12 protein-coding genes are annotated in these 12,120 nt (G+C 65.6%); 3 read left to right on the plus strand and 9 right to left on the minus strand.

Annotation, left to right across the window (positions count from 1 at the left end; all coding sequences use genetic code 11):
- Positions 1-348, plus strand: a 348-nt coding sequence (locus A0U87_RS09530) for a GcrA family cell cycle regulator (RefSeq protein WP_240700537.1), incomplete at its 5' end; no start/stop codon positions are given.
- Between the two features lie 50 nt (positions 349-398).
- Here the strand turns inward: A0U87_RS09530 and A0U87_RS09535 are convergent.
- Both A0U87_RS09535 and A0U87_RS09540 read right to left on the minus strand, forming a co-directional pair.
- On the minus strand, positions 399-1,577 hold the full coding sequence (locus tag A0U87_RS09535; RefSeq protein ID WP_048937899.1) for a M48 family metalloprotease: 1,179 nt from the start codon (positions 1,575-1,577) through the stop codon (positions 399-401).
- 115 nt (positions 1,578-1,692) lie between these two features.
- Positions 1,693-2,535, minus strand: coding sequence for an outer membrane beta-barrel protein (locus A0U87_RS09540; RefSeq protein WP_048937900.1), 843 nt, complete (start codon positions 2,533-2,535; stop codon positions 1,693-1,695).
- Between the two features lie 153 nt (positions 2,536-2,688).
- Between A0U87_RS09540 and parE the strand changes: the two genes are divergently transcribed.
- Together parE and A0U87_RS09550 are read left to right on the plus strand one after the other, a co-directional pair.
- Complete coding sequence (gene parE / locus A0U87_RS09545; RefSeq protein ID WP_048937901.1) at positions 2,689-4,668, plus strand: DNA topoisomerase IV subunit B; 1,980 nt, start codon at positions 2,689-2,691, stop codon at positions 4,666-4,668.
- Positions 4,665-5,939: a serine hydrolase gene (locus A0U87_RS09550; RefSeq protein ID WP_048937902.1), complete on the plus strand. Its 1,275-nt coding sequence runs from the start codon at positions 4,665-4,667 to the stop codon at positions 5,937-5,939. Before parE ends, A0U87_RS09550 begins: the two co-directional genes overlap by 4 nt.
- A 167-nt stretch (positions 5,940-6,106) precedes the next feature.
- Here A0U87_RS09550 and A0U87_RS09555 read toward each other — a convergent pair whose 3' ends face one another.
- The 7 genes from A0U87_RS09555 to recO all read right to left on the minus strand — a co-directional run bounded on the left by A0U87_RS09555 (position 6,107) and on the right by recO (position 12,114).
- Positions 6,107-6,898, minus strand: coding sequence for a LysR family transcriptional regulator (locus A0U87_RS09555; RefSeq protein ID WP_048937903.1), 792 nt, complete (start codon positions 6,896-6,898; stop codon positions 6,107-6,109).
- On the minus strand, positions 6,895-7,293 hold the full coding sequence (gene apaG, locus A0U87_RS09560; RefSeq protein WP_004207375.1) for a Co2+/Mg2+ efflux protein ApaG: 399 nt from the start codon (positions 7,291-7,293) through the stop codon (positions 6,895-6,897). The genes A0U87_RS09555 and apaG overlap by 4 nt, the downstream gene beginning before the upstream one ends.
- Positions 7,294-7,325: 32 nt before the next feature.
- Entirely contained in the window at positions 7,326-8,534 is a 1,209-nt protein-coding gene (locus A0U87_RS09565) for an aminotransferase class I/II-fold pyridoxal phosphate-dependent enzyme (protein ID WP_048937904.1), read from the minus strand.
- Entirely contained in the window at positions 8,531-9,529 is a 999-nt protein-coding gene (locus A0U87_RS09570) for a threonine dehydratase (protein WP_048937905.1), read from the minus strand. Before A0U87_RS09570 ends, A0U87_RS09565 begins: the two co-directional genes overlap by 4 nt.
- Before the next feature lie 184 nt (positions 9,530-9,713).
- The gene (locus A0U87_RS09575) at positions 9,714-10,130 is read right to left on the minus strand and encodes a hypothetical protein (protein ID WP_048937906.1); all 417 of its coding nucleotides are present in this window, start codon (positions 10,128-10,130) and stop codon (positions 9,714-9,716) included.
- Between the two features lie 85 nt (positions 10,131-10,215).
- Entirely contained in the window at positions 10,216-11,259 is a 1,044-nt protein-coding gene (gene leuB / locus A0U87_RS09580) for a 3-isopropylmalate dehydrogenase (RefSeq protein ID WP_017502837.1), read from the minus strand.
- Between the two features lie 120 nt (positions 11,260-11,379).
- Positions 11,380-12,114 (minus strand): DNA repair protein RecO, encoded by a 735-nt coding sequence (recO, locus tag A0U87_RS09585; RefSeq protein WP_048937907.1) that lies wholly within the window; start codon positions 12,112-12,114, stop codon positions 11,380-11,382.
- Positions 12,115-12,120: the final 6 nt, after the last annotated feature.

A 12,120-nucleotide genomic window follows, 5' to 3' on the forward strand; every position in this document is an offset into this window, starting at 1 on the left:
GCCGCGCCGCAGCCGCGCATCGTGTCGGTCGGCCCCGGCGGCTTCCTGCGCCAGGGCCCCGGTGACCAGCAGGCACCGATCCCGCCGGCACCGCCGCGCCGTCTGGTGCCCGCCAAGCCGAGCGCCGAAATTGCCGGCAAGACCAGCCTGCTCGACCTGACCGAGCGGATCTGCAAGTGGCCGATGGGCCATCCGGGCGAGCCGGACTTCCATTTCTGCGGCGAAGCAGTGAACCCCGGCTTCCCCTATTGCGTGGAACATTGCGGCCGCGCCTATCAGGCACAGCTGCCGCGCGGCACGCGCCGCCCGCCCCCGCCGCTGCCCTTTGGCGGCCCGCGGGTTCGCTGAACAAACGAGACAAGGAAGGCCGCCCCACCGGGCGGCCTTTTCTTTTGCTCCTATTTGCCGACCAGTTGCGGATTTTCCGCCTTCCAGACCATCGCCGCATGGATGCGCCGTTCGACACTGGGATGGTCGTAGAACAGGATTTCCTCCAGCCGCGAGGGCGATGAGGCGCGATATTCGATCGTCTTGACCAGCGCCTTGGCAAGGCCATCGGGTTCATGCGCGACCTTGAGCGAGAAACGGTCGGCGGCATTCTCGTCATAGCGGCTGATGCTGTTCATCAGCGGCACCAGGAATACCCCGACCACCGCTGCGACCGCCCAGGCGACCGGCATATGCGCCGGATCGCTGATCGCGCTGCCCGCGCCGAACCAGCGCGCCGCGACCGGATAGAGCCGGTCGACCAGGAAGAAGAGCAGCATCGCCAGCAGGCTCATGCCGCCGGCCAGCCACAGCACATGATGTTCGGCATAATGGCCCATTTCATGGCCCACCACGCCCCGTACCTCGGCCAGGTCGGCGCCGCGCTTGAACATGGTGTCGCTCATCGCCACTCGCGCCGTGCCGAACAGGCCGGAGACATTGGCGGTATAGCGTTCCGACTGCTTCGACCCGTCATAAATATAAATTTTGTCGCCCGGCACGCCGGCACGATGGGCCAGTTCGACCACCGCATCGCGGGTCGGCCCGGCTGGCGCGGGGGTATATTTGTTGAACAGCGGTTCGATCGCCACCGGTGCGATGACGACCATCAGGATGATGCCCAGCACGACCACCAGCCCCGACCAGGCCCACCACCAGCGCGGCGTGCGGCGCATCAGCGCATAGATGGCGACCGCCAGCAGCGCCACCAACGGAATGCTGATCGCGCTCGACAATATATCCTCGCCCAGCCAGCCGCCGAAACCCTGGCTGGTCAGCCCATAGCTGCGCTCGCGTCCCCAATTGGCATAGACGGACCAGGGCAGTTCGATCGGCCAGTCGAGCAGGAAGAAGAGCAAGGCGGACAGGAACACCGCCAGATTGGGGCGCCGCACATGCACCCGCCGCCCCAGCCGCACCAGCAGGCCGCTGCGCCAGATCAGCGCCATGGCGACCAGTGTCACCAGCATGCCCCAAAGCAGCAGCCAATGCCCGCCCTGGGTATAGGCGATCGCCCGTTCATGCTGGGCCGGCGACAGCGTCGCGAGATAGGCGGCGGTCGCCGCATCGGGGTTGAAACCTGCCGGCATTTTCTCGACCTCCCGCCAAATCCTGTCGGCGGGAAGCTATGTCGGGCGCGGGATCAGGTAAAGATCACAAGAGGAAAGGGCCGGAGCATCGCCCCGGCCCTTTCATTGCGGCGGATCAGAAGCGGAAGCTGGCGGTCGCCATCAGGCTCTGATTGTCGAACTTGTCGCCACGGTTGATGCTGGTGCCGCCGGATGGCGTGATGATGAAGGGGTTGGTCGCGGGCGCGCTGCCCTGCCCCACATCGACGCGATAGTCGCCCGTGTTATAACGGGTCCAAAGATAGCGCGCGCCGATCGAGAAATTCTGCGCGACCTTGGCCTCGACACCGCCGCCCATGGTGTAGCCCCAGGCATCTTCCTTGCGATCATATTCGGTGAAGCTGTTGGCGGTGTTGCTGGTGTCGAAATGATTCTTCACCTTGGCATAGGCCAGACCGCCGGTGATATAGGGCATGACCCCGCCATCGGTGGTGTAGCCCAGCCGCGCGCGCAGATTGGCGTTCCAGCCGATCCGCCGGGTCATGGTATAGCTGGCGGGCGTGGTCGAATATTCGGTCACGCTGTCGCTGACATAGGCCTTGCCCGCTTCGCCCACGATGCCCGCCACGATATTGCCGAACTGCCGGTCATAGCCGACATGGCCCATCCAGCCGATCGCATCCTTGTCGCCATTGCAGCCGCTGGCCGACGTCGCGCCCCGTGCCGAACCGCCGCAGGTGCCGGGCGAAAAGGCATTGGCCCCGGCCGCCGTGGTGACGACATTGTCATAATTGCCGTCCCCGTCCGTGTCGAAGCGCAGATGCTCGCCGCCGTCACCCTTCGACCAGTTATAGCCGAAGGAGCCGCCGACATAGGGGCCGGTCCAGTCGACCTTACCGCTGTCCTGCTGCGCCAGCGCGGGGGTCGCCAGGGCGAGCGCCAGCGTGGCGCCGATCGGCGCAAAATGCTTGAATGTCATGAATTTCTCCAGCCTGACCTTGGGAATATACCCTGATGGAGGCAACGGCTCTGTCGGCCAATTTGTTGCAAAGCGCCTTGTAACAATTGATTGCTAGCGATCGCGTGCGCGCAGCGCTTGCGCCCGACGCCCGGCTGCCTATAGCTTGGCGGAATGTCCGAAGACCTGTTCGCCTCCGCCCAGTCCACCACCTCGCCGGGCTATGACGCCTCCACCATCGAAGTGCTCGAAGGGCTGGAGCCGGTCCGGCGCCGTCCGGGCATGTATATTGGCGGCATCGACGAGCGCGCCTTCCACCATCTCGCCTCCGAAGTGCTCGACAACAGCATGGACGAAGCCGTTGCCGGTCATGCCACCCGGATCGAGATCAGCCTGGAACCGGGCAACAAGCTGACCATCACCGACAATGGTCGCGGCATTCCGGTGGATGACCACCCGAAATTTCCCGGCAAGTCGGCGCTGGAAGTCATCCTCACCACGCTCCATTCGGGCGGCAAGTTCGAGGGCAAGGCCTATGCCACCTCGGGCGGCCTGCACGGCGTGGGCATCAGCGTCGTCAACGCCCTGTCGATCAGGACGGTGGTCGAGGTCGCGCGCAACAAGGAACTGTTCCGCCAGAGCTTCAGCCAGGGCCTGCCCACCAGCGGCCTGGAAAAGGTCGGCGCCGCCCCCAACCGGCGCGGCACGGCGGTCAGCTTCATCCCCGACAGCGAGATTTTCGGCGAGCAGAAGTTCAAGCCGGCCAAGCTCTATCGCCTCGCCCGGTCGAAGGCCTATCTGTTCGCCGGGGTCGAGATACGCTGGAAATGCGCGCCCGAACTGATCGGTGACGACACCCCGCCCGAAGCGGTATTCCAGTTCCCCGGCGGCCTGGCCGACCATCTGAAGGAGCAACTGGGCGACCGCGAATGCGCCACCACCCAATTCTTCTCGGGCAATCAGGATTTTCCGGGCGAAGCCGGCCGGGTCGAATGGGCGGTCGCCTGGCCGCTCTGGTCCGACGGCAGCTATAGCTGGTATTGCAACACCATCCCGACCCCCGATGGCGGCACCCATGAAAACGGCCTGCGCGCCGCGCTGGTGAAGGGCATCCGCGCCTTTGGCGAACTGGTGGGGCAGAAGAAGGCGAAGGACATCACCGCCGACGACATCATGACGTCATCGGAAATCATGCTGTCGGTCTTCATCCGCGATCCCCAGTTCCAGAGCCAGACCAAGGATCGCCTGACCAGCCCGGACGCCGCGCGCCTGGTCGAATATGCCGTGCGCGACCATTTCGACCATTTCCTGACCGACCATATGGACCGGGGCAAGGCGCTGCTCGCCTATGTCATCGACCGCATGGACGAGCGGCTGAAGCGCAAGCAGGAAAAGGAGGTCAAGCGCAAGACCGCCACCAGCGCGCGCAAGCTGCGCCTGCCCGGCAAGCTCACGGATTGTTCGAACGATGACCCGGAAGGTGCTGAAATCTTTCTGGTCGAAGGCGACTCGGCCGGCGGATCGGCCAAGCAGGCCCGCGACCGCAAGACGCAGGCGATCCTGCCCCTGCGCGGCAAGATCCTCAACGTCGCCTCAGCAAACACCGCCAAGATATTGGCAAACCAGGAAATTGCTGACATGATCCTGGCGCTGGGCTGCGGCACGCGCAAGGATTGCAACCCGGATAATCTGCGCTACGAACGCATCGTCATCATGACCGACGCCGATGTCGACGGCGCCCATATCGCCACCCTGCTGATGACCTTCTTCTTCCAGGAAATGCCCGAACTGGTGCGGCGCGGTCATCTCTATCTGGCGCAGCCGCCACTCTATCGCCTGACCGCCGGCGGCAAGAGCCTCTATGCGATGGACGATGCCCAGCGCGAGGCGATGCTGGCCAAGGAGTTCAAGGGCAAGAAGGTCGAGATCAGCCGCTTCAAGGGGCTGGGCGAAATGAACCCGATGCAGCTGCGCGAAACCACCATGGACCCCAAGACCCGCAGCCTGATCCGCATCACCCTGCCCGACGATATCGAGGACCGGCAGCAGGTACGCGATCTGGTAGAACGGCTGATGGGCACCAATCCGGCCCATCGCTTCGCCTTCATCCAGGAAAATGCGGCGGCGGTCGATGAGGAAGCGATTGACGCATGAGGCTGCTGGCGGCCGCGCTTGTCCTTATCGGGATGGCGCTGCTGCCGGGCCGCGCCATGGCTGATCCTGCCCCCGCTTTTCGCGCGCGCGCCACGCAACTGGTGACCATCCTCGCTGGCCCCGGCAACGAAGCCGACTTCTTCTCCCCCGTCTTCATCGACGCGATCCCGGTCGACCGCTGGCGCGCGCTCGCCGCCGACCTGCGCCGGCAGCATGGCCGTCCGATCGCGCTTGGCGCGCTCACCCAGCAAAGCGCAACCGCCGGGCAGATGGAGGTCCGCTACGAACGGGCGATCGTCGCCATCACGCTGGTGATCGCCCCCGACCCGCCCAACCGCGTCGTCGGCCTGCGCATCATCGGCAGCCGCCAGGCCGATGACAGCATGGCCGCGGTGCTGCGCGACATTGCTGCCCTGCCGGGTCGCAGCAGCTTCGCCATCGCCCGGCTAACCGATGCCGGTCCCGTCCTGCTCCAGTCGCACCATCCCGACCAGCCGCTGGCGACCGGCTCCTCCTTCAAGCTGACCGTGCTGGCCGAACTGGCGCGTGCGGTGCAGGCCGGCGAGCGGCGCTGGAGCGATGTCATCCCGCTCGGCCCGAAAAGCTTTTCCGGTCGGCTGATGGCATGGCCCGATCACGCGCCGATGACGCTGCACAGCCTGGCGACCGCGATGATCGCCGAAAGTGACAATAGCGCGTCGGACACGTTGCTGCTGGGCCTGGGCCGCGACAAGGTCGACGCCATGCGCCAGCGCTTCGGCATCACCGATCCCCGCAGCCTGCCGATGCTGACCACGGCCGAGGCCTTTGCCCTCAAGATGCCGGCCAATGCCGAATTGCGCCACCGCTATGAGGCCGGGACCATCGCCGATCGCCGCGCCCTGTTGCGGGATGCCGCCACCCGGCTGACCGCCGCTCATGTCGATGTCGGCACCGTGTCGGAAAATCCGGTGGCGATCGACACGCTCGAATGGTTCGCCAGCCCGCAGGAGGAAATCGCCCAGCTCGACTGGCTGCGCCGCACCGGTGGCGATGCCCTGTCGATCATGGCGGTCAATCCGGGCATCGCCCCCGCCAACGCGAAACGCTGGCGCTATTTCGGCTATAAGGGCGGCAGCGAACCCGGCGTCATTGCGATGAACTTCCTGGTGCAGGCGCAGGACGGCCAATATTACGCAGTCAGCGGCGCCTGGAATGATCCGGTCGCCCGCGTCGACGAAGGCCGCTTCGTCATGCTGATGACGCGCGCGCTCAACCTGCTCGCCGACTGATCCCCGGCCCGGCGCCTGTCCTACACGCGGCCGATCCTCTATACATGCCCGATAGGACATGAAAGGAGCGCGTAACAATCCATCACCAGTTGGACATTTAATGTCGAAATGTGCGGGAAATATGCGAAGTTAAGCGGACGAAATCCTATTTTCCCGGCCCCGCCGGGTCAGGTCGTGAGCGCCTCGACCAGCGCCTTGACCTTCTTCTGGCGCCATTGCGGCAACGGCGCGATCAGCCAGTAGCTGAGCATCGTCGGCAGGGCATCCCCCACCTTGCGCACCCGTCCATTCTCGATATCCGCCTGTGCCAGCAGCAGCGGCACGCTCGCCCGGCCAAAGCCGTTCGCCGCCGCCTCGATCGCCAGGCCCGCATCCGCGACCCGGATCGCGGCCGGCAGGTCGCCCGAGGGACAACCGGGCCACTCGATCCGCTGCTCCGGCCCACCCGCCGCCGCTTCCACGGTAACGAAGGCGGTTTCGCCGATCTTGATGCCCTCATGCTCGCCCGCGCCATCGGTCAGGCGCAGCGCCAGGTCCAGATTGGCCTCGGTAAAGTCCAGCGCCTCGTCGGCGGCGACCAATGAGAAGGTCAGGCCGGGCTGGCTCGCGGCATAGGCGGCCAGGCGCGGCTGCAGCCATTTGGCGGTGATGTCGCGCGGCGCCGCGATCGTCAGCGACGAACTGGACTGGCCCGCCTGCATCGCCCGCACCGCTTCCTCGAACTCCAGGAAACCGGCGCGTAGCGCTTCCAGCCCCGCCTCGGTCTCGGGCGTCAGTTCCAGCCCCTTGGGCGTGCGGCGGAACAGCACCACGCCCAGCATATCCTCCAGCGCGCGGATCTGCTGACCGACGGCCGCCGGCGTCACCGCCAGTTCGTCCGCCGCGCGGGTGAAGGACAGGTGACGCGCGGCGGCATCCAGCACGCGCAGGCCGTTGAGCGGCAAATGGGTCCGCTTCATTCGGCCACCGCCGGCGCGATCAGCGCGAAATGGGGAATGGTCACCTCGAACGTCTCGCCATCGGAACCGATCATCGTATAGGCGCCGCGCATCGACCCCGTCGCCGTGTTGAGCGGGCAGCCCGACACATAGTCATAGCTTTTGCCCGGTTGCACCACCGGCTGTTCCCCGATCACGCCTTCACCCTCCAATTCCTGCTGAATGCCCCGCCCATCGGTGATGATCCAGTGACGGCTCAGCAGTTGCACCGGCTGTTCGCCCTGATTTTCGATCCGGATATGATAGGCCCAGAACCAGCGCCCCCGGTCCGGCTCCGACTGTTCGGGCAGGAAAGTCACGGCGACATGGACGATGATGTCCCGCGTCGTCGCGTGCAGGGGGAACAATGCGTTCATATCTCCCGCATGCGCCTCCCTGCCCGGTTCCGTCAACGCCCTATCGTCTTGAGCGCCTGGTCGAAGTCCGCGATCACATCGTCGGGATCTTCCAGGCCGACGTTCAGCCGCAGCATATCCTCGGTGATGCCGACTTCCAGCCGCGCCTCTTCGGCCATGCCGAAATGGGTGGTCGATGCCGGATGGGTCATCAGCGAACGCGAATCGCCGATATTGTTGCTGATGTCGACCAGTTCCAGCGCGTTGAGCAGGCCATGCGCCTCAGCCCGGCCACCACCGGTGTAGATGGAAAAGATCGGCCCGGCCGCTTCCATCTGCCGCATCGCCAGCGCGTGCTGGGGATGGCTTTCCAGTCCCGGATAATTGACCTTGGGCAGGCGGGTTTCCAGGAACTGGGCTACCTTGAGCGCATTCTCGCTCTGGCGGCGAATGCGCAGGTCCAGCGTCTCCAGCCCCTTCAGCACCACCCAGGCATTGAACGCGCTGAGCGTCGGGCCGGTGTTGCGGTGGAAGGGCAGCAGCACATTGTCGATCCAGTCGCGGCTGCCGCAAATAGCGCCGGCCAGCACACGGCCCTGCCCGTCCATCATCTTGGTCGCGCTATAGGCGACGACATCGGCGCCGAACTCCATCGGCCGCTGCAGCGCGGGCGAGGCGAAGGCATTGTCGACAACGGTGGTGATGCCGCGTGCCTTGGCGATCGCGCAGACGGCGGCGATGTCGACCACGTCCATGGTCGGGTTGGCCGGCGTCTCGAAGAAGAAGACCTTGGTATTGGGCCGTGCCGCCGCTTCCCAGGCGGCAACGTCGCTGCCGTCGATCGTCGTCGTCACGATGCCGAACTTGGGCAGCAGCGTGTCGACCAGCCAGCGGCAGGAACCAAAGGCCGCCTTGGCCGCGACGACATGGTCGCCGGCCGACAGCTGGCACAGCAGGGCAGCGGTCATCGCCGCCATGCCGGTCGCGGTCGCGCGGCAGGCTTCGGCGCCTTCCAGCAGGGCGATGCGCTGCTCCAGCATCTCGACGGTCGGGTTCTGCAGCCGGCTATAGGTCATGCCCTGCTGTTCACCGGCGAAGCGCGCGGCGGCATCCTCGGCCCGGTCATAGCAATAGCCGCTGGACAGGAACAAGGCCTCGGACGTCTCGCCATATTCGGTGCGCGCGGTGCCGCCCCGGATGGCCAGCGTCGCCGGCTTCCAGTTCTTGGTGATCTCAGGGTTCTGACCGCTCTTCCGCTTCATATCGCCTTCCGCATATCCGTCGTGACGCGCGGCGTTTCGCCGCCCAATATCTGTGCCATCTGGCTCATGTCGCCATTACCGCCCGAGAGGATAACCGCAACCTTCTTGCCGCGCATCTGCTCCTTTTCCTGGATCAGCGCGGCCAGCGCCACCGCACCGGCGCCCTCGGCCAGATTATGGGTGTCCTGCCAGTAGATACGGATGGCATCCGCCACCTCGTCATCGGTGACGCCGACGAAGCGGTCGGCGCGCGGCCCGAAATAGTCGAGCGCGGCCTGGACCGGGGTGCAGACAGCAACGCCATCGGCAAAGGTATAGGCGGTCGGACTGGTCAATAGCTTGCCCGCCTCGAACGAGCGCTTGGCGGCATCGACATGGGCGGACACGACGCCGACGACCTTGGTCTTGAGGCCCAGCGCATCCCTTGCCGCAATCGTGGCGCACAGGCCCGATCCGCAACCGACGGGAACATAGACGGTGTCCAGGTCCGGCACAGCATCGAACAGTTCCAGCCCATAGCTGGCGACACCGCGCACCAGTTCCGCATGATAGGCCGGGACCATGAACAGCCCCTGCTCGGCGGCCAGGCGCACCGCCTCCGCCTTGGCACTGTCGAAATCATGGCCATGTTCGATCAGGGTGGCACCGAATGCCCGCATTGCGGCATTCTTCTCCAGCGCATTGCCATGGGGGACAACGATCGTCGCCTGGAGGCCGGCGGCGCGGGCCGCGCGCACCTGCGCCTGGCCATGATTGCCGCGGGTCGCGGTGATGATGCCCGTCACCTCGGGATGGGTGCGGCGCAACCAGTCGATATAGGTGATGGCCCCACGCACCTTGAAGGCGCCGGTCGGCGTGTGGTTCTCATGCTTGACCCAGGTTTCGACGCCGATCCGCCCGGCCAGCAACGGCCAGGCATATTGCGGGGTCGGCGGCACCTGGTCATGGACCATGGCGGCGGCGGCACGAAGGCTGGGCAGGGAAAAGTCGTCCATGCCGCTGCCTAGCTGGCGCGTGGAAGAGCCGACAGGACCGATATGCGCGAATTGGCCCCCTAGAGCCTGATCGTTTGAGGCGGAAGCGCCTTGCGCTTCCACCGATAGCGTGAATCAGGCTCTATTCTTGGATGCTAGACCTTGATTCACGCTTCAGGCAGATTCAGCCTGAAGCGATCAAGGTCTAGGCGGCCCTTCGCACCCTGCCCTCGATCAGTGGATGCAGATGCGCCTCTTCCCACTCCATATGGTCATAGAGGGAATCCTGCAGCGCCAGCGTCGCCCGCTTGTAATTGCCCCAGTCGGCCGCGATCTGGGCCGGGGTCCATTGCTTGATATGGTCGCTGTAACGCAGGAACAGGGCCACCATGGTACGGCCATGCTGATGCACGATCGGCTCGGCCTCCATCGCCAGCGGCCCCTGGCGCAAGCCCCGCGCCAGCATGTCCTCACGCCCCATATGGTCGCGGAACAACTGGGCGAAGCGGATGCGCCAGCGGGTCAGAAGTGCCATGTCGCGGACGTCATCGTCCATCATGCTGGCAAAATCCCGCATCATGCCCCGCAGGACATGATGGTCTTCAATCAGTTCAGTCGGCATTTGCGTCCCCATTCACCGCTCATATCGACCGGAAACGAAGAAACTTTACGTTCGCGTCATGCAAATGCGACGAACCGAAGCGGAATTAAAGCGCAGCGAGGACCGCGTCGCCCATCTCCACCGTGTTCATCGTGCCGCCCAGATCCGGCGAACGGGCGCCGTCGGCCAGCGCCTTGGCCACCGCCGCCTCGATCCGGTCGGCCGGCTCGGGCAGGTTCAGCGAGTAACGCAGCATCATCGCCGCCGACAGGATGGTCGCCAGCGGATTGGCCTTGCCCTGGCCGGCAATGTCGGGCGCAGACCCATGGATCGGTTCATAGAGGCCCTGGCCGCTGCCGTTGAGCGTCGCCGACGCCAGCATGCCGATCGAGCCCACGCACATGCTCGCCTGGTCCGACAGGATATCGCCGAACATGTTGCCGGTGACGATGACGTCGAACTGGCCGGGGTTGCGGACCAGCTGCATCGCGGCATTGTCGACATACATGTGGGTCAGGGCGACGTCGGGATATTCGGCCGACACCTCGATCACCACGTCGCGCCACAACTGGCTGGTTTCCAGCACATTGGCCTTGTCGACCGAGCAGAGCTTGCCACGACGCGCACGCGCCGCCTGGAAACCGGCATGGGCGATGCGGCGCACCTCGGCTTCATTGTACGACATGATGTCATAACCTTCGCGCAGGCCATCGGCGGTGGTGCGCATGCCCTTCTCGCCGAAATAGACGTCGCCATTGGTTTCGCGCACGATCAGCAGGTCGATCGAGCCGGCCACTTCGGGCTTCAGCGCGCTTTCATGCGCCAGTTCGGGGAAGACCTTGGCCGGGCGCAGGTTGGAGAAGAGGCCCAGCTCCTTGCGCAGGCCCAGGATCGCCTGTTCCGGACGCAGATGACGCTCCAGCGAGTCGCAGTCGGGATCACCGACCGCGCCGAACAGGATCGCGTCGGCGCGCTTGGCAATGTCCAGCGTCTCGGGCGGCAGCGGATGGCCGACCGCCTTATAGGCCGAACCGCCGACCAGACCCTCTTCATAGGTGAGTCCGTCGATCGCCAGCGCATCAAGCACGCGCTTCGCCTGCGCGACGATCTCGGGGCCGATACCATCTCCAGGGAACAGGGCGATCAACATGGGAAACCTCTTTCTAAATCTCTGCCGCCACGGTTCCGCGAAAGAAAATGGCCGCCGCTGCCCGACGGGCGAACGGAGAATGCGGAAACGGCGCGCCCGCCCTTGCAAAAACTGCGCGCGTTACGCAACCGCTCTTTTCAGCCGATCGACCAGTCTTTCGCGCGCGGCCAGCACATCGGCCCGCCTTTCGGTCAGCACGGACCGCTCCAGGAAGAAGCCGGTCAGGCGCAATCCATCCATGATCTGCGGCCAGTGGCCAGCCCCGCCTTGCAACAGGAAAGGCGGCAGCGGCAGCAGGCGCGCCTCATAGCCCTCCGCCCCCGCCCGGCTGACCGCCGCCGCGCTGCGCGGGCTGACAAAGGCCAGGTCGTCGGCGGTGCCGGTCGCGGCGCAGCGGCTCAGATCAAGGCCGAAGCCCAGTTCCGCCAGCAACAGCAATTCGTAGCGGACCAAAGCCGCCGCCCAGCCCCGCGCCGCCGGCGCCGCCTCGACCGCGCCAAGCACGCCGTCGAGCGCTTCATAAAGCGTCGGATAGGGCGTTCCTTCCGGCAGGGCCGCCGCCGTCAGCGCGCAGGCCCAGTCGATCGCTGCCGCCGGCAATGGCTCGCCCAGCAAGGGCGCGCGGCTATGCTCCAATTCGACGGTCAGGCTCGCGAGCTGATCTTCGGTACGGGCGCGGAACTCGGCCTTCACCGCATTGCCCGGCAGCAGCACCGGGCGTAGCGCCCGCGACCGCCCGCCGCGCACATAGCCCGCGACCAGCCCATGATCGGGCGTCAACAGCCGCGCGACCGCGCCATGTTCGCCATGGGCGCGCAGCGCGCAGACGATGCCGGATGTGATGAGGACGGGCATGGCGCC

Source organism: Sphingobium sp. MP9-4 (assembly GCF_005281675.1).
In the GTDB taxonomy this organism is placed as follows: domain Bacteria; phylum Pseudomonadota; class Alphaproteobacteria; order Sphingomonadales; family Sphingomonadaceae; genus Sphingobium; species Sphingobium yanoikuyae.